Annotated in this window: 23 protein-coding genes and 1 pseudogene; 8 read left to right on the plus strand and 16 right to left on the minus strand. The window is 68.0% G+C overall.

The features are described from left to right. Window positions 1-15 precede the first annotated feature (15 nt). On the plus strand, window positions 16-912 hold the full coding sequence (locus AC3EUV_RS36265) for an aminoglycoside phosphotransferase family protein (RefSeq protein ID WP_432144733.1): 897 nt from the start codon (window positions 16-18) through the stop codon (window positions 910-912). Window positions 913-1,324: 412 nt separating this feature from the next. Here the strand turns inward: AC3EUV_RS36265 and AC3EUV_RS36270 are convergent, their stop codons facing one another. The 5 genes from AC3EUV_RS36270 to AC3EUV_RS36290 all read right to left on the minus strand — a co-directional run bounded on the left by AC3EUV_RS36270 (window position 1,325) and on the right by AC3EUV_RS36290 (window position 6,233). Further along, window positions 1,325-1,486 carry a hypothetical protein gene (locus AC3EUV_RS36270; protein WP_435604747.1) on the minus strand — a complete coding sequence of 54 codons (162 nt, stop codon included), beginning with the start codon at window positions 1,484-1,486 and terminating at the stop codon, window positions 1,325-1,327. Between the two features lie 114 nt (window positions 1,487-1,600). Next, window positions 1,601-2,044, minus strand: coding sequence for a cupin domain-containing protein (locus AC3EUV_RS36275; RefSeq protein WP_435604748.1), 444 nt, complete (start codon window positions 2,042-2,044; stop codon window positions 1,601-1,603). 450 nt (window positions 2,045-2,494) lie between these two features. Next, window positions 2,495-4,462, minus strand: a complete 1,968-nt coding sequence (locus AC3EUV_RS36280; RefSeq protein WP_435604749.1) for a caspase, EACC1-associated type — start codon at window positions 4,460-4,462, stop codon at window positions 2,495-2,497. Continuing rightward, window positions 4,459-4,857: an effector-associated constant component EACC1 gene (locus AC3EUV_RS36285; RefSeq protein WP_435604750.1), complete on the minus strand. Its 399-nt coding sequence runs from the start codon at window positions 4,855-4,857 to the stop codon at window positions 4,459-4,461. Before AC3EUV_RS36285 ends, AC3EUV_RS36280 begins: the two co-directional genes overlap by 4 nt. Window positions 4,858-5,267: 410 nt before the next feature. Continuing rightward, window positions 5,268-6,233 (minus strand): helix-turn-helix transcriptional regulator, encoded by a 966-nt coding sequence (locus AC3EUV_RS36290; RefSeq protein ID WP_411133040.1) that lies wholly within the window; start codon window positions 6,231-6,233, stop codon window positions 5,268-5,270. Between the two features lie 96 nt (window positions 6,234-6,329). On the opposite strand from AC3EUV_RS36290, the gene AC3EUV_RS36295 reads away from it, so the two are divergent. Both AC3EUV_RS36295 and AC3EUV_RS36300 read left to right on the plus strand, forming a co-directional pair. Next, window positions 6,330-6,695, plus strand: a complete 366-nt coding sequence (locus AC3EUV_RS36295; RefSeq protein ID WP_432144729.1) for a VOC family protein — start codon at window positions 6,330-6,332, stop codon at window positions 6,693-6,695. A gap of 87 nt (window positions 6,696-6,782) precedes the next feature. Further along, a complete protein-coding gene (locus AC3EUV_RS36300) occupies window positions 6,783-7,769 on the plus strand; it encodes an IS481 family transposase (protein ID WP_435604751.1) in 987 nt (328 codons plus the stop codon). A 56-nt stretch (window positions 7,770-7,825) separates the two neighbouring features. On the opposite strand, the gene AC3EUV_RS36305 is transcribed toward AC3EUV_RS36300, so the two are convergent. The 3 genes from AC3EUV_RS36305 to AC3EUV_RS36315 form a co-directional block, all read right to left on the minus strand. Next, window positions 7,826-7,987 (minus strand): hypothetical protein, encoded by a 162-nt coding sequence (locus AC3EUV_RS36305; RefSeq protein ID WP_187412855.1) that lies wholly within the window; start codon window positions 7,985-7,987, stop codon window positions 7,826-7,828. A 243-nt stretch (window positions 7,988-8,230) separates the two neighbouring features. Next, entirely contained in the window at window positions 8,231-8,449 is a 219-nt protein-coding gene (locus tag AC3EUV_RS36310; protein WP_432144727.1) for a hypothetical protein, read from the minus strand. 45 nt (window positions 8,450-8,494) lie between these two features. Next, window positions 8,495-8,992, minus strand: a complete 498-nt coding sequence (locus tag AC3EUV_RS36315) for a hypothetical protein (protein WP_435604752.1) — start codon at window positions 8,990-8,992, stop codon at window positions 8,495-8,497. Window positions 8,993-9,083: 91 nt separating this feature from the next. On the opposite strand from AC3EUV_RS36315, the gene AC3EUV_RS36320 reads away from it, so the two are divergent. Then, window positions 9,084-10,388: an MFS transporter gene (locus AC3EUV_RS36320; RefSeq protein WP_432144725.1), complete on the plus strand. Its 1,305-nt coding sequence runs from the start codon at window positions 9,084-9,086 to the stop codon at window positions 10,386-10,388. A gap of 183 nt (window positions 10,389-10,571) precedes the next feature. Here AC3EUV_RS36320 and AC3EUV_RS36325 read toward each other — a convergent pair whose 3' ends face one another. Continuing rightward, window positions 10,572-11,087, minus strand: coding sequence for a SixA phosphatase family protein (locus AC3EUV_RS36325; RefSeq protein ID WP_432144724.1), 516 nt, complete (start codon window positions 11,085-11,087; stop codon window positions 10,572-10,574). Between the two features lie 189 nt (window positions 11,088-11,276). Between AC3EUV_RS36325 and AC3EUV_RS36330 the strand changes: the two genes are divergently transcribed. Beyond that, window positions 11,277-11,705 (plus strand): DUF6086 family protein, encoded by a 429-nt coding sequence (locus AC3EUV_RS36330; protein WP_435604753.1) that lies wholly within the window; start codon window positions 11,277-11,279, stop codon window positions 11,703-11,705. A gap of 660 nt (window positions 11,706-12,365) precedes the next feature. Here the strand turns inward: AC3EUV_RS36330 and secY are convergent. The 6 genes from secY to AC3EUV_RS36360 form a co-directional block, all read right to left on the minus strand. Further along, window positions 12,366-13,673 (minus strand): preprotein translocase subunit SecY, encoded by a 1,308-nt coding sequence (gene secY, locus AC3EUV_RS36335; RefSeq protein WP_435604754.1) that lies wholly within the window; start codon window positions 13,671-13,673, stop codon window positions 12,366-12,368. Between the two features lie 727 nt (window positions 13,674-14,400). Continuing rightward, window positions 14,401-14,904 (minus strand): SigE family RNA polymerase sigma factor, encoded by a 504-nt coding sequence (locus tag AC3EUV_RS36340; RefSeq protein WP_039638587.1) that lies wholly within the window; start codon window positions 14,902-14,904, stop codon window positions 14,401-14,403. Between the two features lie 1,055 nt (window positions 14,905-15,959). Continuing rightward, a complete protein-coding gene (locus AC3EUV_RS36345; protein ID WP_432144721.1) occupies window positions 15,960-16,319 on the minus strand; it encodes a hypothetical protein in 360 nt (119 codons plus the stop codon). Window positions 16,320-17,105: 786 nt separating this feature from the next. Next, a complete protein-coding gene (locus AC3EUV_RS36350) occupies window positions 17,106-17,414 on the minus strand; it encodes a hypothetical protein (protein WP_432144720.1) in 309 nt (102 codons plus the stop codon). Window positions 17,415-17,611: 197 nt separating this feature from the next. Next, on the minus strand, window positions 17,612-17,977 hold the full coding sequence (locus AC3EUV_RS36355) for a hypothetical protein (RefSeq protein ID WP_432144719.1): 366 nt from the start codon (window positions 17,975-17,977) through the stop codon (window positions 17,612-17,614). Between the two features lie 133 nt (window positions 17,978-18,110). Continuing rightward, entirely contained in the window at window positions 18,111-19,139 is a 1,029-nt protein-coding gene (locus tag AC3EUV_RS36360) for a proline racemase family protein (RefSeq protein ID WP_432144718.1), read from the minus strand. A 216-nt stretch (window positions 19,140-19,355) separates the two neighbouring features. Here AC3EUV_RS36360 and AC3EUV_RS36365 point away from each other — a divergent pair, with 216 nt between their 5' ends. Together AC3EUV_RS36365 and AC3EUV_RS36370 are read left to right on the plus strand one after the other, a co-directional pair. Beyond that, window positions 19,356-19,940, plus strand: coding sequence for an MmyB family transcriptional regulator (locus AC3EUV_RS36365; protein ID WP_435604755.1), 585 nt, complete (start codon window positions 19,356-19,358; stop codon window positions 19,938-19,940). A gap of 405 nt (window positions 19,941-20,345) precedes the next feature. Then, window positions 20,346-21,356: a Gfo/Idh/MocA family protein gene (locus AC3EUV_RS36370; RefSeq protein WP_435604756.1), complete on the plus strand. Its 1,011-nt coding sequence runs from the start codon at window positions 20,346-20,348 to the stop codon at window positions 21,354-21,356. A gap of 43 nt (window positions 21,357-21,399) precedes the next feature. Here AC3EUV_RS36370 and AC3EUV_RS36375 read toward each other — a convergent pair whose 3' ends face one another. Then, entirely contained in the window at window positions 21,400-22,311 is a 912-nt protein-coding gene (locus AC3EUV_RS36375; RefSeq protein ID WP_435604757.1) for a 1,4-dihydroxy-6-naphtoate synthase, read from the minus strand. Window positions 22,312-22,675: 364 nt separating this feature from the next. Between AC3EUV_RS36375 and AC3EUV_RS36380 the strand changes: the two are divergent. Further along, window positions 22,676-22,825: pseudogene (locus AC3EUV_RS36380) on the plus strand (aminofutalosine synthase MqnE); the annotation flags it as partial.

Here is a 22,825-nt window from a genome sequence, read left to right on the forward strand (position 1 = left end):
GTACTGTGGCTTCGCATGACCGACACCGAGATCGAGATCACCGCAGACCTGGTCCGCGACCTGCTGCAGGAGCAACATCCAGACCTTGCAGGGCTGGCCATCCGCGAGGTGCCGGGCGGCTGGGGCAACCAAATGTGGCGCCTCGGGGACGAGTTGGCCGTGCGCATGCAGCGGATGGACCCCACCCCAGAGCTCCAGCTCAAGGAGCGGCGCTGGCTACCCGTGCTGGCCCCGCGCCTGCCGCTCCCGGTGCCGACCCCGGTGCGGTTCGGCGAACCGTCCGAGCGCTTCCCCAAGCACTGGACCGTGATGACGTGGGTTCCCGGCGAGCCGCTGGACCACGGTTCGATCAGCCGCGGCGCCCACGCGGCCGACACGCTGGCGGGCTTCCTCCGGGCGCTCCATGTGGAGGCGCCCGCGGAGGCGCCGATCGCTACGGACCGCGGTGCCCATCCCAAGAACTGTGCGGACGGCTTCGAGAACTTCTTCCAGGCCGTTGCCCCCGACGACATCGCTGCCGATGTCCGGGCCGTCTGGGACGATGCCGTTGCGGCCCACGCGTGGGAGGGCCCGCCGGTGTGGGTGCACGGCGACCTCCATCCCGCGAATGTCGTCGTCTCGGACGGAACGCTCTCGGGCATCGTCGACTTCGGCGACATGTTCGCCGGCGATCCAGCGTGGGACCTCGCCGCCGCATGGGTACTGCTACCCGCGGGCACGGCCTCACGGTTCTTCGACATGTACGCGCATGCAGACGAGGCGGCGATCCGGCGCGCCCGCGGGCTGGCCGCTCTGAAGAGCCTCTTCCTGATGCTCATGGGGCAGAACGGAGATCAGGGGCTTCCCGGCGGCAAGCCGAACTGGGGACCTGCAGGCCGGGCGGCACTTGATCGTGTTCTGAAGGGCGTTTGACGCACGCTTCTTTGAACTTGTTCTCGATCTTGGTTGAGGGGCATGCGGCATCCCACCCTTCGTGGGTTCATCGATCACCACGCGTGGTGGGAATGCCAAGGTCCACGGCCGTATGCTGCCCGTGGCCCCGATCGAGCTGGCGGCGCTTCTCCTCAGCGCCAGCCAGGCTGACCTGGAGACCGTCGACCTCGCCGAGCCAGCCTTCCGTCTCGGCTTCGTCGATGCGGTCACTGCAGCCGATGAGGCAACCGCCGCCAGGCCGCCTCCGCGCTCGGCGGACTGTGGCTCTCCAGCGGCTCCTCCGCCCCTGGCGCACCCTCGGCAGAGCCGGCGTCACCGTCCGCGCCTACGTCGCACACCACTCCCCCACGGTAGCTTCGGCCCCGGCACCGCCTGAGCCGCCTGCCGCGCCTCAGCGGCCCACGGCCACCGCTGCGATGCCTGCCATGCGCAGCGTGCGGGCGAGATGTTCCACGTCGGGCAGCGTCCCTGTGTAGGTACCGGCCAGGACCCGGTGCGTAAGGGCTGCGATGTTCGCCAGGTCGGTGCCGAGCTGCGCGCGCAGGACCCGCATGAGTACACCGCGGCAGGCCGGGGTGTCCGCCAGGTGGAGCGTGGTCGGCCCGTGGTCAGCAACAGTCGTTCTCTCAGCTGGTGGGGGACGTCGTGGCCGCACGCGACCTTCTCGCTACTGCGTTTCTGGCTCGTTGAGTTGGTACAGCTCGGGCACGGATACCTTGATCGGCTCTTGCGTGGTCCGAGCGATCACGACGACCGCAGGCTCGTTCGGGTCGGGGTTCTCCTCTCGATGTGGGACGAATGGGGGGACGAGGAAGAAATCGCCTGGGCTGCCGGCGAGCCGCACCTCCTGTGCGCCGTCGTGGTAGACGAACACGGGGTGACCGCTCACCACGTAGATCCCCGCCTCCGAATCGCCGTGATGATGGTTGTCCGTTGCGCTCATGGGTGGGTTCTCCACCAGGCCCATCCAGAGCTTCTTCGAACCGACGGTGCCGCCGCTGATGGCGGCGTTGCCCTGCAACTCACCGGTTCGAATGCGGTGGACGCGGGTGTTGAGCGGTGCGTTGTCGCCAGAGCCCAGTGCGGCCCCAGCCTGTTCGTGCGCCGTCATTGTGCAGCCTCCTGTTTTCGTTTGCCTTGGCAGGAACCACACTGCGCCCCCGTGTTGAAAATGGCAATCATTGTTGCCGGCATGGCAATTCGCACGCCCTGGATCCAACTTAAGCTTGGGTGCCACGCGGCCGGCCTTCGACGGCACACGACACCGGCGGGGAGAAAAGCATGGTCAGACTGGACACAGTTCCGGATGGATGGCCAGGCCGGCGCAGCCGGGCGTTCTTCATCGACCGCACTGTGACGTGGCTTGCCCTGGTCCTTGTCCGCCGCCGCGGAGGCCGGACTCCACGTTCCACAGACCACCCGAGATGATCTCCAAGCCGCTACACAGTCATGCCAGGCCGAACCATGGCAGGCACTCCGACAGCCCCTCCATCTTGCACCGGGCACAACCGGTCGCACCGCACCCCATCGGACCGGCCCGGACCGGGTTGCCTGGGCGAACTCAGGGGAGCTGCACGCTCAACGCGTAGAGACGGGTGGTCTGTTCGCTGTTGGTGTTGTCGTCCGACACGAGGTACAGCGGACGTTGGCCCTTGTGCGGGCCGGCGGTCCACGGCGCGCCGAGGGCCATTCCCTCGACGTTCTCCAGCAGCGGACTGACGATCCGTCCCGAGTGGGTGGGGACGACACCGGGGTCACCGGCAGGGCACTGCCCGAGGTCGAAGAGCAGGCTGTGCTCGACAAACACATCGGCCGGCTGGTCGTAGAGCGCCTTGCGCGCGTCCACGGGCTGGGCGCCTTTGAGGGGGACGTCGTAGACCCGGATCGCGTTGCCGACGCCGTCCACGTACTGCCGTTCCAGGGCGAGCAGCCGGTCATCGGCGGACGCGGTCAGTTCAGCGAGGTACATGCCCTCCTTGGCCTGGTACGCGTACTGCCGGTCGAGGCGGTAGGCGCCGCCCGGGGTGCCGACGTAGCGCTGGATGCGGAGCATGTTGCGGCCGCGGGAGTCACCGTCCTTGGCCAACGCGCCCTCCATCGCGGCGTAGAGATGCCTCCCGTCCGGGGAGACGGTCAGTGACTCGATCGTTCGCCCGGCCTGTCCCTGGCCCTGCGGGCTGGTCCGGAACTCGGGCGGCATGGGCAGGTCAGGGCCCACCTGTGTGCCCGTGGCCATCTTGAAGCGGCGGATCGCGGGCCCGGACTCCGAGGCGACCAGGATCGTCTTTCCGCCGCGCTCGACGACCAGGCCCTCACCGTCGAACCACTCGGAGGGTTTGGTGCCGCTCTGGGTGCGCAGTGTCTTGGCGGTCAGGGCCTCGGGGCGGAGCTTCTCCGGTGGACCGAGGCACAGCGGGAAAGCCCGCCCCGCCTGATTGTCCGTCATGGCCAGGGCCTGGCCGGGCCCAGTGAGCGCGAGCGCGGAGAGGCCGCCGATGGTCTCGCCCGACGCCTGCTGCTTGTCGAGCGCGTCGGAGTAGCTCAGCAGGGTGGCCCGCGGCGAGCAGGCACCGCCCGGCAGGCGGGGATGGAGTTCCCGCACCCACTGCCACACGGGCGGTGCGGCGAGTCCTGCCACCAGGCCGAGCACCAGGGCGCCTGTCGCCAGCGCGCGGCGCGGGATGCGCACGCGCGGCGCAACAGGCGGGCCGGTGACTCTCAGGGGCGGCACCACCGCCAGATTGCGGATGAACGGCAGGAGGCCGACCCCGCCCTCGTCCCGGTCCTGGGGCTCCTGCGGCTGCGGCAACCGGCGCTCGGCCATCCGGTCCCGGACCGCCTCAAAGATCGCGTGCAGCCCCAGCAGCTCGGGCCCGTCGGGCACGCCCTCGCGCAGTACGCCCACGAATTCACCGGTGAATGCCGTACACCGGCGGGGGTCGGGAGCATGGGACTTGCGGTCCGCTGACGTGGACGTCATCACATAGGCGCCGCGCACGCCCTTCAGCGTCTTCCCCGATGCCCGCACGCCACGGTCCGCGACGGACATGCCGCCCTTGAGGACCCGGCCGCTGTAGCAGCAGTCCAGCAGGAGGACCCGGCGCTCGGCGGAGCCGTGATCGCGCATGGCGCGGCGGATGTAGGAGTCGCTGACGGCCGTCTCGGGCTGGTCCTCGACGGAGTCGGGGAGGGTGAGGTAGAGCTCCTCCTCCGCACGGTCCAGCAGGCCGTGCCCCGCGTAGTAGACGATCAGAGTGTCGGCGGCCACCCGGGCAGCCGCGCGGATCGGGCCGACAAGAGCGGCCGCGGACTCCGGGTTCCGGACCGTTGTGATCCGCTCCGCGGGGATACCCAGGATCGCTTCGTCGGTCAGCGCGGCAGCCAGTTCGGTGAGGTTGTGCCGTACGCTGCGCAGCGGTTCGAGTTCGGAGTAATGGTCGACGCCGATGAGGACACAGGCCGAGCGCGCGGCGTCGATCCCCAGCGCGTCCTCGGGGCCCGTGCCCTCCGTCGTCCCGTCGACGGTCACCTCCCCGCCTCCTGCTCCGTACCTGGACCCGGCTCCGGGTCCGGCTCTTGACCGTCCCCGGCGATCGGCCGCACCGAGACGTCCGGGAATGCCTCCCGGACCGCTTCCAGTTCCCCGGGCGTAGCGCCCACGGCCTGGATGATGACCTGGGACCGAGGCCTGCGCCCGTCCCGCCAAGCAGCGTAGGAGAACGGCAGCTGCGCCAGCGTCGCGAGCGTGGACACCAGCGCGAGCACGGCCTCCAGGTCGCCGCCCATCTCGTCCGGCCTGGCCGGTCCGCGCACCGGCTCGATCGGGATCCGGCCGCGCAGCGAACGGTCGTCGCACAGCCAGGTGTAGAGCGACCGCAGCTCCTGCCGGCTGTCCGGACCGATCAGCTCGAACCTGATGTCCATCGCACTCCCCCGGGCTCACACGTCTGCTTGCTCTCAGTGTGCCCCTTGTCACTGACACAACTTCCCTGTTTTCACGGGATGTTCCTCGTCCGGACACCTTCCGGGCCCGTGGATCTGGAGCCAGCCGGGGACGCCGGCACGGTGACCGTCCCATCGCGGACCTCATGCGGAGTTCCGAATCCTGGGTGGTGTTCGCGCTGTTGGGGATGATGTCTGGGATCGGGCTGGCTGCCGGTGGCAGCCATGCCGTGGTGGCGGGCGACGCGAGCGGAGACGGCGCCGCAAGTCGGCAACCTCCCCCACTTCTGCTGGCCGTAGCAGGGCGGCAGGGGTACTCACGGACTGTTCAACGCCACAACTAGGTGTACTGACCGGAGACGTTGATTGAGAGCAGGGGTTCTGATCGGCAATCAGGCTGCGGGGGTTGAGTGTCTGTCAGCCAGGTCCCTGGCGAGCTGACTGATGCGTGTGCGGGCCGCCTCTGGGGCGAGCACCTCGATGTGGTCGCCGAACTGGAGGAGCTGACGCACCGACTCGATCTCGGGGTAGCGCACGATGACGACGCGCGAGCCGATTTCCGGGTCGGAGACATGGTGGATGCGGGTGCCGAGGATGCGTCGCGCCAGATCGAGGCCATTTTCCGGCAGGCGGATGGTCACGCTCACACGATCTTGCCCCTCGGTGCGTTTCTTCAACGCGGCCCATCTGGTGCGGAGGCTTTCGTCTGCTTGGAGTACGGCTGGCGCGTCGAGTTGTTCGAAGGCCGAAAGTCGTTCCAGAGCGAGCAGCCGGCTGTCCCCCTGGTCATCGGCGACGAGATACCAGCGACCTGATTTCGCCACGATCCCGTACGGGTCAACCACCCGTGTCGAGGCATGGCTCTCGGCGCTGCGCCGGTACTGGATTCGAAGGCGTCGACGGTGTCGCAGGGCCGAGGCCAGATCCGATACATCGACCGCTGCCTCGGGGGCAGCAAACCACGCGGCGCTGTCGACAAGCACCAGGTCCGCCAGCCGCAGCGGGCTCGGCGACTCAGGTGCTGCAGCCTGGCGAGCGGCGATCTTGCGCTCCGCCGACTCCCACACCGCAGACAGGCCCATTCGCTCACGTTGTGCGCTGTCCAAGCCAGCTACGGAGAGGGCCTCCAGCTCTGGTGGTTCCAGATGGGATGCGTTGAGCCGTGCGCTGGGGAGCAGGACGATCCCGCCGTTACGCCCGCGTTCGGCATAGACGGGCACACCCGCTGTCGAGAGCGCCTCGACATCCCGCAGCACAGTACGCCGGGACACCTCAAGACGCGCGGCGAGCTCCGTCGTAGTGAGCCGCTGGCGGGTCTGCAGGAGCAACAGGAGATGCAGGAGCCTTGAAGCCTTCATGCTGACCCATGTTCTCAGAAAAGATGACAGGTTCTGTCGCGATGGGGCGATCCACTGGGTGCTGTACCGAGTAATCAACGAATTGAGGAGCGCTCCATGCCCACACCGAACCTGTTCCTGATCGGCGTCCGCGACGCCGAGGCCGCCACCGCCTTCTACAGTGACCTGTTCGAGATCGAACCGACCTTCACCAGTCCCCACTACGTAGCTTTCGAAGCTGCCCCCGGTGTCCTGTTCGCGCTGTGGACGGGCTACAGCGAGCACGCGGTCCCGAGCACCCCTCGTACGACCGAGATCGGACTCATGGTGCCGGGGCCACCGGAGGCGATCGACGAGATCTTCACGAGGTGGGCCTCGAAGGGGGTCCACGTTGTGCAGGAGCCGCATGATGCTGTCTTCGGCCGCACGTTCGTGATCACAGACCCCGACGGCAACCTCATCCGAGTCTCCCCAGTCGACTGAGCCGCACAATCCCTACCCACATGTCTCCAGGCTGAAGGGCCGGCCACACACCATGGCCGGCCCTTCAGCCTGTCCAGGAGCTCAGAAATGTCGCATTCGAACGCGGCCCTCACCCCGCGCCACCGGCTGAAAGTCGCTCGACTCGTCGCTGACGACGGCTGGCCAGTCAGCGAAGTCGCGGCCCGCTTCCAGGTGTCCTGGCCGACCGTGAAGCGCTGGCTCGACCGCTACCTCGCAGACGAGTCCATGCAGGACCGATCCTCACGACCGCGGAGCTCGCCGGCCAAGACACCCAAGACCGTGACGAAGAGGTGCGTCAGCCTACGACTACGTCTGCGGGAAGGGCCGGTCCAGCTCGCTGCGAGACTCAACATCGCCCCGTCGACAGTGCACCGAATCCTGCGATCGGCCCGCCTGAACCGACTCGCCTACGTCGACCGCGCGTCCGGCGAGCCCGTCCGCCGGTATGAGCACGACCATCCGGGATCGCTGGTGCACGTGGACGTGAAGAAGCTCGGGAACATCCCCGACGGCGGCGGCTGGCGCTACGTCGGTCGCCGCCAAGGCGAAAAACACCGCTCCGCGACTCCTGGCAAGTCACGCAACGCCTACGGCGGCCCGAAGCTCGGATACGCATTTGTGCACACCGTCATCGATGACCACTCTCGCGTCGCATACACCGAGGTCCACGATGACGAGACGTCCATGACCGCAGTCAGCGTGCTGCACAGCGCGGTGGAGTGGTTCGCCGCGCGCGGCGTCACCATCGAGAGGGTGCTCTCGGACAACGGAGGTGCCTATCGGTCAAACCTGTGGCGGGACACGTGCGACGCGCTGTCGATCACGCCGAAGTTCACGCGCCCTTACCGTCCGCAGACCAACGGGAAGGTCGAGCGCTTCCAACGCACCATGGCCGACGGCTGGGCCTACGCCCGCTGCTACACCAGCGAGCAAGAACGACGAGACGCACTGTCCGGCTGGCTCCACCAGTACAACCATCACCGTCCGCACACCGCGTGTGGCAGTCAGCCGCCGTTCACACGATTGACTAACGTCCCCGGTCAGTACAACTAGGCGCTGTGGCATGAGAACGCCCCCGGGCCGGCCAACGACGGCGAGGATTCGGTGCGTCAGAAGGCGCTGGCCATCAGCCACATCACGCACACGTAGGCGCCGCCGCCCACGCCGAGGATGATGCCGAGCCACAGCAGCGCCCCGAGCGGCCACGGTACGGGCGTCTCAGGCTTGGGCGGTTCGACGGGGCAGCAGTTGTTGCAGTGCGGATCAGGCATGGGCAGCATCTTCGCGGGGCGCAGGCCGGAGCGGGAGGGCGTGAAAGGGGCGCACACGGCCGGCGGTCGACCTGCTGACCTTCGCGCAGGCGGAGGCGCGGCAGCACAAACTTCCGCACGACCGTCACGACCACGCCACCGTCGGCCAAAGGAGGGCGCGCGACCTCCATCGCCGCCACCGGACGCCACTCATGAGGTAGGGGGCCGGTTCCATCCCGAGCAGGTCCACAGCCTCTGCGTGCATCAAGCCCACCGGGCGGACGTCGGTTGAGCTCGCATGGTGCTCTTGAGGTCCAGAAGCAGGTCGTCGCCCATGAAGAGCCCGGTGTCGGGCGCCGGAGCCGGCATTCGCCGCGACGGTCCACACATAGCCCAGCCAGGCTGCCGCTTTCCATCGAGACTGGTCTCGACCTCCAGGTCGGTTTCGTACGTGAGGTCCGCGGGGTTGATCAGGACGCTCACGCTTTCTCCTCGGTGGTGTCGGCGATGAGGCCGCGCCCTGTGCCACTACCGCTCCCAGTACTTCGCCACCGCCTGCGCGTACGCCACCCGGTGGTCGAGCCTGCCGCCTTGAACGCGGAACCGGCCACGCGCGGACTCGGTCAGGGCCGCCCGGCCGAAGAGCTCACCCGGCCGCTTCCAAGCCGTCCGCAGCGGGGCAGTAGTGGCACCGGCGGGTGAGTCGGAGAACGCCAGGGCAACCAGATACACCAGAACGAACGGCAGCACCCCCAGGCACAGGAGCAGCGACGGCACCGTCCCCTGCCGCCCGCGCAGCACCGTCCCATCGGGAAGGTGGATCTCGCAGGAGGGCCGCCACCGCTTCTTGCACGGCGGCAGTCGCAGTTCGGCCAGGTGCTCGTGGTCCGGAGGAGGTGTCCGGTGGATCACGTGATGGGCACTCAGCCGGCCGAGCGCAGACATCCGCGGGGTCATCACGACCTGTGCGGCGGGCCCACCGACCGCCGGCTTGTCGTCCCCCTGTGGGGCACGATCCGCGTCCATGGTCTCGCTGGACGCATCGACGTGACGTACGAACCCACGTCCGCGCCCCCGCGCTCGCGTAACCGTTGTCACCGTGGGTAATTGAAGTGGTATGCACGACGTACGCACCGTAAGGGCGCCCTCCATGCTGCGGCTCGCGGCCGCCTCACTCACCGGGACTGCCATCGAGTTCTACGACTTCTTCGTCTACGGGACCGCTGCGGCGCTGGTCCTGGGGCCGCTGTTCTTTCCCACGTTCTCATCGGTCGCCGGGACGCTGGCCGCCTTCGGAACCTTCGGCGTGGGCTTCGTCGCCCGGCCACTCGGCTCGGTGCTGTTCGGGCACATCGGGGACCGGCACGGCAGACGCCCGGTTCTCCTCGCGTCATTGCTCCTCACCGGTGCCTCCACGGTCGCGGTCGGCTGCGTGCCGACGTACGACACGATCGGGGTGACCGCTCCCGTGCTGCTGCTCGTCCTGCGGTTCCTACAGGGGCTCGGGCTCGGCGGGGAGTGGGGCGGGGCAGTGCTGCTGACCGCGGAGCACGCGCCCGCCGAACGGCGCGCGCTGTGGACAAGCGTTCCGCAGGTCGGGCCGTCACTGGGGTTCCTGCTCGCCAACGGCGTGATGCTGGCGCTTTCGGCGACGCTGTCCGACGCGCAGTTCGCATCCTGGGGGTGGCGCGTGCCCTTCTGGGCAGCCGGCCTGCTGGCCTTGGCGGGGCTGTGGCTGCGGTCGTCGCTCGCCGAGAGTCCGCGTTTCCGTGAAATCGAGGATCACGCACGTGTGCCGATCGTCAACGTGGTGCGCGACCACTGGCGGCTCGTTCTGCTGACCGCCGGCGCGCTCGCGGTGGGATACGCGATCTTCTACGCCGTGACGACCTGGTCTCTCGCCTACGCGACGGAACGACTGGGCGTGAGCCGTACTGTCATGCTGACCTGCATCATGGCCGCGGTGGTGGTGAAGGCCGCATGCACACCGCTGGCGGCGCTGCTGAGCGACCGCTTCGGCCGGCGGCCCCTGTGCCTGGCGGGATGCGCGGCCTCGGCCGTCTGGATGTTTCCGATGGTCGCGCTGCTCGCCACGGGGGCACCGCTGTTGATGTTCCTCGGCTTCCTGGGGGCGCTGCTGTCGTTCATCACGATGTTTGCTGTGATCGCCGCGTATCTGCCGGAGCTGTACGAGCCGCGCGTGCGCTGCACGGGGGCCGCGGTCGGCTACAACCTCGGCGGGGTCCTCGGTGGGGCGCTGACGCCGATCGTGGCGACGGCACTCGCCCAGCGGGGCGGCCCGGTTCCCTGGGGCGTGGCCGCGTATCTGACGGGGATCGCCCTGCTCAGTCTGGGCTGCTTCGCGCTGCTGCCGGAGACGCGCCCAGTGCGTGTGATGGCGACGGAGCCCGCCGCGGGGTGACCGATCAGGCGTGTTCCCGTCACACGACCCGTCGGACACCTTACCGGTGCTGTGGCCGCCTACTGCGGGCCTTCCTCAGCAGCGGTGAATGAGCGGATGACGGGCCGGGTGCCGTTGGACGGCCTTCGGCACCCGGCGCGGCATGGGGCAACAGCTTGGCGCGCTGGGCAGGGTGGAGGTCAATCAGGCATGCGGGGCCCAGAAGGCAATCAGCCGCCCGGCACCCGATTCAACGCCCTGCCAGGAGCCGTTGAGGGTGAGTACGGCGATCGCGGATGTGGGGAAGCCACGGTGGAATCGTGCCAGCGCGTCATCTTCTGCCTCGCTCGCGAGGAGGTCGACGAGACCTTGTACCCCGGGGTTGTGCCCGATGAGCAGCAGGTTGTGGACCTCGTCGGATACCTCGTTCAGGACAGCAATCAGCTCACCCGGAGACGCCTCGTACACGCGTTCCTCGTACGACGTCCTCGGTCTCTCCGGCAGCTCGGGCGCAGCAAGCTCCCAGGTTTCGCGGCAGCGCGCAGCCGTCGAGCACAACGCCAGGTCCAGGGTGATGCCGGAGCGTGCCAGCCAGCGGCCGGCGACGGGTGCATCCTTTCGACCGCGCTTTGCAAGCGGACGTTCGTGATCGTCTACCGGCGGCCGGGCGCTCTTCGCGTGGCGGAGGATCACTACATGGCGGAGGGTCTCAGCACTCATCGCGCCCCATCCTGGTGCCTGGATGGCCTCCAGTTCGGGAGAACCGCGTCGGATTCAGCCAAGCGTGGCATGCCCACCCACTTATGCTGTCCATTCTCGGGTTCTGGCTCACTTTTCGTGGAGGGCTGACTGGCCGTAATGTCATGTGCTCATGACGCTGGCCGGTACGACCAGAAGGAAGGGGCCGCATTGAGTCAGTACTACGACCTGGGTGACCAGACCCTGTGGAACCCGTCCAACGGGGCCTCCCGGTTGTTCATGAGCCAGTTGAGCGTCTATCAGGCCGAACTGGGTCTGCCGTCCGGCATCGGCCCCATGCAGGCTGACGAGTGCCAGATCGACCCGGTCGTGTTCAAAGCATTCGTCGATGCCCTTCTCACATGGCACCGGAGAACGAGTCACGCCGTCATGGCTGCCCTGGCCGAGGGGTTCGTTGCCACGGTGCTGGTCCTGGCGGAGAGAGCAGGCATCGAGGTGAACTGGCAATCAGCAGGCTTCGCCGAGGTCGCCGGCGTCAAGGATGTCCAGGTCCCGACGGCCCCGGATCCCTCTGAGAGGGAGTGGGCAGTCGCCGTTCAGCAGAAGTCACGCGAGCTGGGCCGCTTCATGGCGGCCTGAGCCTGGTCTGCCAACACCCGCGTAGGGCTCGGAAACCATCAGCGCCGCCCGGGACGCAGGTCCGCTGCTTCCGACCTGGAGGGATCAGCCAGCTCGAAGACAGCTGATGAGCGGCCGTAGTGGCATCGAACTGAGAAGTTGCACGCAGGTACTTAGGCCGATATGAGTCATCGCGCCCATGTGGCGCCGGTTCGCGGGCCACTTAGCTTCAGGTCATGAACTCCGCTGAGCGCCCCGAGGAAGCCCAGGTCGGGCGTGGGGATACGGGCATGGTTTCGCTGGTACTGGGCTCAGCCGCTCTTGCGCTGTACGGGAGTCCCTTTCTCCACTTCCTGCCGCCGTGGATCCGCTACATCCCCGTGTACCTCACTGTGCCCCTCGGGATCTGCGCGATTGTTTTCGGATTCACTGGCCTGTACCGAATGCGGGGCGATGAGGGAGCCAACCGTCGTCGGGCACGAGCTGGAGTGGCGCTGGGCACGGTAGCCCTCGCGGTCCCTGTCATCTTGGTGGTATGGCTGTCGTGGGCGCTATAGCGGTGACGGGCCACGGAATCCTACATACTTGCCGCCGATCCCACGACTTCGACCGCGCCACCCCACACCTCCGGGTCATCGGTCGGTCCCAGAGCGATCCACCCACGTCGAAGAATCAGAAGAATCAGCGGAGGAACCCTTCGTAGTTGCGCTGCTGAAGCTGGCTCTCGATCTGCTTCACGGTCTCCAGGCCCACACTCACGATGATGAGGATGCTTGTTCCGCCGAACGGGAAGTTCTGGTTCGCGTTGAAGAGCACCAACTCCATTGTTGGTACGAGCGCGATCAGCCCCAGGTACAGCGAGCCCGGCCACGTGATCCGGTTGAGCACGTAGCTCAGGTACTCCACCGTCGGGCGACCAGCCCGTACACCCGGGATGAAGCCACCATGCTTCTTCATGTTGTCGGCAGCTTCTTCGGGGTTGAAGCTGATGGCCACGTAGAAGAAGGCGAAGAACACGATCAGCAGGAAGTACGCGGCGATGTAAACGGGGCGGTCTCCCTTGGTGAAGTTGGTGGCGATCCACGTCGCCCATGCCGCCTTCGACCCGCTGAACTGTGCGATGAGCGGCGGGATGGAGAGCAGCGATGACGCGAAGATGACGGGAATCACGCCTGCCTGGTTCACCTTGAGCGGGATGTAAGTGGACGTACCGCCGTAGGACCGGCGGCCGATCATGCGCTTCGCGTACTGCACCGGGATCCGCCGCTGCGCCTGCTCGACGAAGACCACCAGGGCGACCATCGCCAGGCCCACCGCGATCACCGCGAAGAACTCGATCCAGCCGCCGGCGAGCTCTCCCTCGAGCTTGACCTGCCACAGTGCGCCCGGGAAGCGAGCTGCGATCGAGATGAACATCAGGATCGACATGCCGTTGCCGATACCGCGGCCGGTGACCAGCTCACCGAGCCACATGGTCAGGCAGGTGCCGGCGGTCATCGTGATAACCATCGTGATGGCGATGAAGACCGAGCCGCTGGGCACTATCTGGCGCGTGCAGCCCGGGAAGAGCGTACCGGCGCGGGCGGCGGCCACCAGACCGGTGCCCTCCAAGGCGGCGAGCGCCACGGTCAGATAGCGGGTGTACTGGGTGATCTTCGCCTGGCCGGACTGGCCCTCCTTCTTGAGAGCCTCCAGCCGCGGGATCACCACGGTCAGCAGCTGGAGGATGATGCTCGCCGTGATGTACGGCATGATCCCCAGCGCGAAGATCGTGACCTGGAGCAGCGCACCACCGCTGAACATGTTCACCAGGCCGAACAACCCGCTGTTGGCGTGGGGCCGCTCCATGCAGAGCTCGACGTTCGCGTAATTCACCCCCGGGACCGGAACATGCACTCCGATCCGATAGAGCACGATGACGCCCAATGTGAACAGCAGCTTCTTGCGCAGGTCGGGCGTCTTGAACGCTCGGGCGAACGCGGTGAGCACGGTGCCTCCTGCGCCTCCCGCCACTTTCAGGGCCGGAGGCGACGGTCTTGAGGATCGATGAATATCTAGCGGCTGTACTGCGCGGAGCTCGCCCGCTCGGCGGGATCCGAGGCAGGCCCCGTGGCCGACTTGGTTGCCCAGGGCGCGGTGCGCGCGCAAACGAAGTCGCCGTCTCCCTCTCGCCCAGGTGTACGCACACTGGGCTTCTGTACACGTCCATCGCACTGCTTGAACGCGGCCAGGGCGCTACCTGGCGGTCGAGGTGGGTTTCGGCGTCCGAACTGGACCGGTAGTTGAGGTGCAGGTCGGCATCGGAACTGGCTTGAGGGGTGATGTACGAGTGGGCATCGAAGGCGCGGCGGTCGAGAAGTGATACGGCATCGGCACCGACCGGGTGGTTGACGTGCAAGTCGGCATCGGGGCCGTGTCAGTGGGCACGGGACGGGGCGTCGATGGCATCGGGACAGACCCCGCAGGAGTACCGGGGCGGTGCTGAGGGCCGGTGGGGTCGTCCTGAGCGAAAGAGCTTGGCAGGACCATCAGTCCGACTCCGAGTCCCGCAACGGTCAGCACGGATCCGGTGGCCGTCCAGGCCGCTCGAACCCGCCGACGTGCGCGAACGCCGGCGTGCAGTCGGTCTCGGTGCCGGTCCTCATAGAGCGTGTCCTCCTGACTGTCGCGCATCATCCGCGCCAGCTCCTGCTCGAAGTGATCCATAGCTCCCTCTTCACTCCACCGGCTCTGCCTCAGCCAGAAGCTGACGCAACCGTGCAACGCCGCGGGTCGTCAGTGAACGGGCGGTACCCACCGGACAGCCCAGTACCTCCGCGACATCCCGCTCGGGCAGGTCCTGGTAGTAGCGCAGCACCACCGCAGCCCGCTGCCGCGCGGGCAGCAACGCCAACACGGCCTCCAACCGGGTCTGCTCGTCCACGGCAGCGGTCTCATCTGCCACCTCGGGCGGATCGGGCAGCTGGTCCACAGGGTGCTCGCCCCACCAGCGACGCCGGGCCGAGCGAGCCGCAGCACGGGCCAAGACCCTGCGCACATACGCCTCGGGTGCCTGTTCAGCCACCTTCGGCCAGGCAAACCACAGTTTGACAAGCGCTTCCTGCAGCAGGTCCTCAGCCCGGTGCCGGTCTCCACCGGTGAACAGCCGCGCCAGGTGAAGCAACGCCGACCACCGAGCCGCCACGAACCGGTCGAACTCATCGGCCCGCAACTGCCCCATCAGCGTCCCCCTCACCTCAACACGCCCCTACACCCTCATAAAGACACTGGCCCCTGCCCCGCTATGCACCCCCGGCAAGTGACATGGCTCACTAGGAGGGGTTCTCCACCTGTCGGTGGAGAACCCCTCAACGATCACCAGTCGTCGTACCTGTCGGCACCTTTCGCCCTGTCTATCGCCTGTGTGCAAGCCTCGGCGAACACGAGCACAACGTCGTCCTTGTCCGTGCCATGGGCCCGTGAGCCGCATCGTCGGGCTCAGCATCGATGACGTGATCCGTGACGGCGACACGGTGCTGCTACGACTTGGTGAGCCCGCCTCGCCCGTCCCTGCACCGGTCGCAGCCCCGCTGCTGGAGCACATCGCGAACCGCAACAACCGCTACCAACCCTGCATCCCGCTGGCGCCGGGCGGGCCAGCCGTTTCGCCCCAACCACCTGTCCGCGCTCCTGAACGAGGTGAGCCACGGCGGACGGCTACTTCCGCTACTCCTTCGCAGGCACGTCCACCACCTCGGCGGTCGCCTGGACTGGGTGAGGCAGCCGGCCAGTTCGCCCGAAGGCGGCGCGGAAGGCGGCAGCCTCCGGGCGGGCAGAACGTTGCCCGACAGGGCGACTCTCGCATCAACACGCCTCTGCCCCAGCCAGGGCAAGCTCCTCCGCCAGGTGCCGGGCGCAGACTCCGCGGTTCGGCAGTGCGTCACGGCCGCACGGTACTGTGCCTCGACCGGAGCAACCCGCAGGTCCCGTCGAAGGGCGCTGTTCTGCTGCCACAACGGACCCCTCAGCGCGGCAGGGCTTGCACAGGCCGTCTCTCAAGCGCGGGGCCGACCAGGAAGATGCGGCATCCGCACTCGCCACAGCAGCCGCGCGGCGGTCCTTCCACTTCGTCTTGGTCGCCATGGCCGCTCGCCCCTGATGGGGAGGATACGGATTTCGGGCGATCCAGGATCTTGGGTGCCGTAAGTCGCGACGAGCCCCGTCCGATTTCATCGGACGGGGCGGGCCAGCGAGCGCCAGCTCCACGGAGTAAGGGCGCAACTGACGAGGGTGTGGCTACGCTATATCGGTGCAGTGCGACATCATGCGCTTGCCCTTGAACGTGGCGACCTCAAGCTGGATGTGGTCAAGACCAGTCTTGTTGCTGCTGGTTCCCTTCCAAGATTTGTAGTCACCGTAGCCACCGGTGGCCTTGAGCCAATTGCTGTAAGAGCGGCTCCCGTTCATTCCGATGGCAATGAGCCGAACGGCTGCGTAGCGGCCGTCAGTCCTGTTGTCCGCAATATCTATAGAGATGCCGACTGTTGAACTCGGCGAGGTCCAGTTGGTGATGAATGCGGTACTCGTGGCTCCCAAGGGCTTGGTGTTGCACGTGAGTACCACAGGCTCTGCCGCATGGGCCTCCCTGGTGTGCACTGAGGCTGGTGTGGCTGCCGCAGGCTGGGGAGACGTGACTGCCAGGGCAGCTGAGCCTGCGGCTAGGGCAACAACCCTAAGGAATCCCGATTTGGTAAAAATGTCCCTATTCCCTTTCTGGAGAAGGGGCCAGAGTGAACTCCTAATACCTCTAACCCCGTCCTCAGGAAACGCTACGTCAATAAACGTTGCCTAAACGGAGAATGGGGCCGGATCCCCTCCAGGTTCTCGGACGCCGTAAGTCGCGCCGAGGCCCCGCGTCGGGCGCTGTTCCGGGCCGGGCCTCGCGGGGAGCAGCGCCACCAGCGTGGGCGCGCAGACGGTGTGTGTGATGATGACGGAACGGTATGGCTGACTAATGCGAACGAGACATTGCGCCCGCGTTGGCCTCCCTTCACCAACAACACGGGCAGGGCGCACCCGTACTGCCTGCGATGCTCACCCCCGCGCCGGTCCAGTGGTTTTTCGAGGCGCACCGTCCTCGGTGCGCGCGGTCCGGCGCCCCATCACGGAATGTGGGACCGCCCTTTCCCGGTGTCTGGACCGCGTACCCCCTCCGCTCGCCCGCTCGTCTACGTGAGCCTGGGCACCTTGACCACCGCGATGTCCGGTCTGCGGACGCTTGGAGGCGCGGCCGGTCCGCGGGAAGGAAGAGGACGTGGCGGCCGCGCCTGGACCGGAGGATCCGATCGGCCGAACAAGAGTCTTCCGGGAACGCGAAGCTGCCGGTATTGGTTCTTCGGGCATTGCCCTATCGGCCAATGAGGCGCTTCGCGTGTCTGCGGGTTACCTCAGCGGGAAGCCGTCCCAATGGAAGGCAATCATGACCGTACCGGCAAGCAGCATCGGCAAGGATGCCATGCGTGTGTGGTGGAAGGCTCGCTGGTTGCGGCTGGCCTTGTAGTGGATGAGACCCGCGATGAGGGGGATCCAGGCCGTTAAATAGAGGATCCACCCTGTGCGTTCTGCGACGTCGGTGCGAATGATGAAAGTGATGAGCTGGGAGGTGACACCGAGGGCGCCGGCGGCGGTGAGCCACCAGGCATCCGACACACGGAGCTTTCCCTTGTGTTGCATGGTTTCCGCAGATTCCATTGCTTCCTCTCAATAGCGAACTGGCCCCCAACGCAGGGGTGTTGGAGGCCAGTTAAGCGCACGTCACCGTGATCAGCACCGACCCGCTCTCCGCCCGCCTCGTGGCCACCGGCGCCGACGGCGCGGCATGCGAAGTCGACATCCTCTAGGAAAACCTGTGGTCGCCGCCGCGCGACACCGAGTACGGCCCGGTCCACTCACTCGACGACGCCATCGGCACCGAAGTCCGCGCCCTGGCCGATTGCGGCGCTGTCCGGGACCTCATCGACGCCCACGCCGCCGCCGAACGCCACACCCGCCCGCAACTCCAACAGCTCGGCCAACGCCACGGACACGACGCCTTCCGCCTCGATGACCTGCGCGACCGTCTGGCCGGCGCCGAGTGATACGACGACGAGGAATTCGCCGCCTACTGCCTCACCGATGACGCCATCACCGCCTTGAGAAGCTGGGCCCAGCAGTGGGCGGGCGACCTCGACGAGCGCCTGGCACGGGAAACAGACGAGTACGAGGACTGACCGGCGCCCGGCGCCGGCCGCCGAGGCAGCGTCGCTCAGGGCCAAATTGATCCTTCACCATTCGGCACGCGCCACTCTGTCTGCCGATTCGCCCGCACACCTCGCGTGATCCGCCGCGGCCGGGGCGGGTTTCGTCACGCCGCATGAGCCACCGCGGCGCTTGAGCAGGGGCCGCCCGCTAGCGCAGGACGAAGCCGGTGCCGAGGTCGTCGTCGGGGTCGAGTTCGAAGCGGTGCTCGCCGGTGCGGTAGGCGGTTCCGGTGACCACCGGGATGACGGACTGGTGACCGTCGGCGGTCAGCTCTTCGGCGATGCGGGCGGTGAAGCGGCTGCCGACGATCGAGTCGTGGACGAGAGTCCGGCCCGGCTTGAGGGTGCCGGTCGCCGCGAGGACGGCGACGCGCGAGCAGGTGCCGGAGCCGCACGGGGAGCGGTCGACCTGGCCGTCGGCGAAGACGGCGACATTGCGCTGGTGCGGATTGCCGTCCGCATCGGCGCCGAGGTCGTCATACAGGATGGTGCCGTAGATGCCGCTGAGGCGGTCGTCGGCGGGGTGACGGGCGTACTCGGTGTCGTTCAGCGCCCACTTCACCTCCCGCCCGATGGCGATGAGGTCGGTGTAGTGCTCGGGCGTGACGGCCAGGCCGACGCCGGCCGCGTCGAGGTGGGCGTAGATGGCGCCGCCGTAGGCGATGTCGACGGTGACGTCACCGAGTGAGGTGGCGAGGGTGACCTGTTCGGCGAGGCGGTAGCTGGGCACGTTGACGAAGTCGATGCCGGTGATCTTCTCGCCGTCGGTGCGCACGTGCAGGGTGACCCGGCCGGAGGGGACGTCGATGACGACGGTGGTGGTGCCCGAGGGGTCGCGCTCCACGAGGCCGGTGTGCACGGCCCAGGCGGCGAGCGCGATGGAGCCGTGGCCGCAGGCCGTGGAGAAGCCGTCCTTGTGCCAGAACAGCACCCCGAGGTGGGCACCCTCGTCGTCGGGCGGCGTGATGAACCCGCCGTACATGTCGGCGTGCCCGCGGGGTTCCGAGCACAGCAGCTTGCGCAGGTGGTCCACGTCGGGGTCGGCGATGGCGAAGAGGCGGCGTTCGGCGACGGTGGCGCCTTCGATGGCGACGGGCGGCTCGCTGACGATACGGAAGGGCTCGCCACCGGTGTGGTAGTCGACAGTGCTGATCGTCAGGGGCTGCTGTCCGGCCATGGGCGTCTCCTTGCGCAGTGGTTGTGCTGCGCGTTGCCGCGCGGCCACCGTGATTCGGACTCTTACCATCCATAGCGTGCCGGGACCGCGCTTGCCAGGGTGCCTGCCTGGCTGAGTGCGCCATCAGGGACCGCCTCCGGGGACGGGCCTTCTTCCGGAGACGGTCCGCACCGGCACCGGGCAGTGTTGTCGTCCTGACCGGTGTGGTGCCGGGGCTTGCTCAGCAGTCCGTCGGGGGACGGGGTCGACCACGCGCCACACCTGGCCTTCGGGGCGGGACAGGGCGCGGAACCGGTCGAGCAGGCCCGCCGCCCGCAGCGCGACCTGACCGGTGCCGCCGTGGATGTCGAGGCTGCCGCCCTGGGGGCGGACGCCGGTGGCAGCGTCACGTTCGAAGACGGTGACGGAGCCGCCGTGGAGCTCCAGGACGCGAGCGTTCGCCCCCGCGGGCACCACAGCCGGGCACAAGGACCGGGCCGGGAACGCAGCATGGCGCGCTGGATGCTGCTGGATCCGCGCGCTCGCCTGGTGTGGCGCGACTGGGAACGCGTCGCCCACGACTACGTGCATGGGTTGCGGCTGGCCGCCGCCCACCCGGCCGACCGGGCCACGAAGGCACCCTCCCGGCGCCGTTCCACCAGGCCGTCCCTGACTGGCAATTCCCTAGAGTTCCCCCACCGAGCTGGCTTCCTCTCACCGGTCCGTGCTGGGCTGTGGCTGTCAGCGGGCTCGGGCCACACCGAAAGGGGAGTCGCCATGGCATGCACTACTGCCCTGGGGCGCCGTCGGCACGCCTCGTAGTGCGGACCCTGCCCTTGACCGCATGCTCGACCGGCCACCGCCCGCCGTGTGGCACGGCGCCGACGTCCCGCTTCCCGAACCGGACCAAAGTCTTCGGTCTACGACGGCCGCCCGTCGTACCCGGTGCTGCCCCCGCTGCGCACGGGCTCCGAGCGCGGCGTCCCGGTGACACCAACAGCAACGGAGGAGTCATGGTTCACGAGCCGAATGCGCGGTGCGCTGGACACCACTCCCCACATGTTCGCGCTGGACACCTTCGCGCGGCTGGAGCCGCCCCGGCGTGGTGCCAGACCGCCCCGCCTCCGTATCCCAGGAATTCCATTGGATGACTCCGTGACCGCCCAGCGAAGCACTCCCCCACAGCCGCTGTCCGCACATACCGGCCCGGCTCCCGATCGTGCGGCCGTGGACACTGCCGCGGCGAAACCTGTGCGTTTCGGCGCGTTGGGTACCTCGTCCTTCGGATGGCGGCGGGTGCTGCCGGCGATGGCGGCCTGCCCGCAGACCGAACTCGTCGCGGTGGGCGGCCGCAGCCCGGAGCGCTCGCAGCGGTTCGCCGACCAATTCGGCTGCGCCGGCTCCTCCCTTGCAGCACTCCTGGAACGCGACGACATCGACGCCGTCTACATCTCCCTGCCGCCGTCGCTGCACGGTGAATGGGCGGCCCGGGCACTGCACGCGGGCAAGCACGTACTGGTCGAGAAGCCGATCGCCACAACGGCCGCCGAGGCCCGTGCCGTAGTGAGGCTGGCCGAGGACAGTGACCTGGTGCTGCGGGAGAACTTCATGTTCCTGCACCATCCGCAGCATGACGCGGTCGCGGCCCTGATCGCCGAAGGACGGCTCGGAGGACTGCGCTCCTTCCGCAGTGCCTTCTGCTTCCCACCGCTGCCCACGGAGGACATCCGGTATGTGCCCGGTCTCGGTGGCGGGGCACTCCTTGATGCGGGGGTGTATCCGCTGCGGGCGGCCGCGATGCTGCTGGGTCCCGGGCTGCGGGTGGCGGGCGCCACGGCGCGGGTGCGGCAGTCCGACGGGCTCGATCTGTCGGGCCAGGCGCTGCTGGTGTCGCCGTCCGGCGTGCTGGCGAGCGTCGAGTTCGGCTTCGAGCACGCCTACGGTTCGTCCTACTCCCTGTGGGGCGAGGGGGCGAAGCTCACGGTGGGCCGGGCGTTCACCCCGCCGCCCGCGTACCAGCCGGTGCTGATGCTGGAGGAACAGGACCATGTCGAGAAATTCACGCTCCCGGCGGCGGACCAGCTGAACGGGTCGCTCGCCGGGTTCGCCGCGGCCGTGGCCGCCGGTGGCGCTGCGGCCTCGCCCCGGGAGGCCCGGTGGCGGCAGGACGCGGTCGCCACGATGGAACTGGTCGATGCGGTCTGCGCGCAGGCCGTGCCGGTGACCGTCGAGGGGTAGCGGACCGGGCAGGGGCACCGATGTGACGCCAGTTATCACCCGATCATGATCCACCACGCGAGATCTCGGAAGACGCTGCCCAGCGGGTGCCCGGGAACTCCAGTGCACTGGGGGTGACGGCCGGGACGAGACCCTCGGCGGCGGACCTGCCGAGCAGCTGCCGCACCGCCGCGTATCCACCCTCGCCGAGGTCGGCGGTGTAGTCGTTCACATACAGCCCGATGTGCTGCTCGATCACGTCCGGGGCCATCTCCTGGGCATGCTCAAGGACATAGGGACGGGATGCCGACGGGTGATCCCAGGCGAAGCGGACGGAGTCGGCGGCAGCGCGGGCCACCGCTCGCAGCTGTTCCTCTCCGAGGGCCCTTCTGGCGACGATCGCCCCGAGCGGGATCGGCCGGCCGGTGCCGGCCTCCCACTCCTCGCCCATGTCGGCGAGGCGGTGCAGCCCGTATTGCCGGTAGGTGAAGCGGGCCTCGTGGATGACGAGCCCCGCGTCGGCCTCGCCGTCCCGGACCGCGGGCATGATCTCGTGGAAGGGCATCACCACGATGTCCCCCACTCCGCCCGGCACGGCCCGCGCCGCCCACAGGCGGAACAGCAGATACGCGGTCGAGCGCACGCCGGGCACCGCCACCCGCCGCCCCGCCAGCCACTTCGGTCCGGAGCCGGCCGGGCCGTCCTCGGACCGGGTGAGGACCAGTGGCCCGCAGCCATGGCCCAGTGCGCCGCCGCACGGCAGCAGCACATACTCGTCCAGCACATACGGCAGGGCCGCGTAGGAGATCTTGAGCAGATCCGCACCGCCGCGTTCCGCGAGGCCGTTGGTGACGTCGATGTCCGCGAGGGTCACCGCGAGGCCGGGAGCCTCCGGAAGCAGCCCGTGCGTCCAGGCGTGGAACGCGAAGGTGTCATTGGGGCACGGTGAGTGCGCGATCGTCAGCCGCTGGGTCATGGGTTCCCTCCGGGGCTCGTTCGGCTGTCGGCGCGGGGGTCCGGCGCCGTGCCTACCAGCAAACCCGTTGTAGATATGGGGATTTCCCCATAGTGGCCTCGGCGAGTATGAGAGGGGCCGTCGGCGTTGCCGGTGCCGGACTGTCACACCTGTGCCGGTTCGGCCGGGTGACACGGGCGGCAGACCGGCTCCCGCAGATCCGCGCGCGCCTTCCTCACCTCGTCCGACCGGCCCTGCGGCGGAGTGGCGAATGTGCAGCCGTTGCAGGTCTCCCGGGCGGCTCCCGAAGGAATCCACTGAGGCGATGCCATCAGCGCCTGAGCACTTTTCAGCCAGGATCAAGCACCGAGGAAGGTAGTTGGGGATGGACGCAGGACTCAAGCGTGAGCTGGAGGAGAAGGTCGGTGCGGGAGAGCGACTGTCCCGCGAGGACGGAATCGCCCTCTACGGGTGCGACGACCTGGCGTGGCTGGGCGGGCTGGCTCATGAGGTGCGCACGCGCAAGAACGGCGAT

The organism is Streptomyces sp. bgisy130 (genome assembly GCF_057708345.1).

Excerpts from the sequence above, each read along its gene's own strand:
- AC3EUV_RS36265 (WP_432144733.1), top strand. The coding sequence starts at position 16 with ATGACCGACACCGAGATCGAGATCACCGCAGACCTGGTCCGCGACCTG.
- AC3EUV_RS36305 (WP_187412855.1), bottom strand. The coding sequence starts at position 7,987 with ATGCCTGATCCGCACTGCAACAACTGCTGCCCCGTCGAACCGCCCAAG.
- AC3EUV_RS36340 (WP_039638587.1), bottom strand. The coding sequence starts at position 14,904 with ATGGGGCAGTTGCGGGCCGATGAGTTCGACCGGTTCGTGGCGGCTCGG.
- AC3EUV_RS36325 (WP_432144724.1), bottom strand. The coding sequence starts at position 11,087 with ATGAGTGCTGAGACCCTCCGCCATGTAGTGATCCTCCGCCACGCGAAG.
- AC3EUV_RS36300 (WP_435604751.1), top strand. The coding sequence starts at position 6,783 with ATGTCGCATTCGAACGCGGCCCTCACCCCGCGCCACCGGCTGAAAGTC.
- AC3EUV_RS36320 (WP_432144725.1), top strand. The coding sequence starts at position 9,084 with ATGCACGACGTACGCACCGTAAGGGCGCCCTCCATGCTGCGGCTCGCG.
- AC3EUV_RS36275 (WP_435604748.1), bottom strand. The coding sequence starts at position 2,044 with ATGACGGCGCACGAACAGGCTGGGGCCGCACTGGGCTCTGGCGACAAC.
- AC3EUV_RS36285 (WP_435604750.1), bottom strand. The coding sequence starts at position 4,857 with ATGGACATCAGGTTCGAGCTGATCGGTCCGGACAGCCGGCAGGAGCTG.
- AC3EUV_RS36360 (WP_432144718.1), bottom strand. The coding sequence starts at position 19,139 with ATGGCCGGACAGCAGCCCCTGACGATCAGCACTGTCGACTACCACACC.
- AC3EUV_RS36315 (WP_435604752.1), bottom strand. The coding sequence starts at position 8,992 with ATGGACGCGGATCGTGCCCCACAGGGGGACGACAAGCCGGCGGTCGGT.
- AC3EUV_RS36350 (WP_432144720.1), bottom strand. The coding sequence starts at position 17,414 with ATGGAATCTGCGGAAACCATGCAACACAAGGGAAAGCTCCGTGTGTCG.
- AC3EUV_RS36290 (WP_411133040.1), bottom strand. The coding sequence starts at position 6,233 with ATGAAGGCTTCAAGGCTCCTGCATCTCCTGTTGCTCCTGCAGACCCGC.
- AC3EUV_RS36375 (WP_435604757.1), bottom strand. The coding sequence starts at position 22,311 with ATGACCCAGCGGCTGACGATCGCGCACTCACCGTGCCCCAATGACACC.
- AC3EUV_RS36295 (WP_432144729.1), top strand. The coding sequence starts at position 6,330 with ATGCCCACACCGAACCTGTTCCTGATCGGCGTCCGCGACGCCGAGGCC.
- AC3EUV_RS36270 (WP_435604747.1), bottom strand. The coding sequence starts at position 1,486 with ATGCGGGTCCTGCGCGCGCAGCTCGGCACCGACCTGGCGAACATCGCA.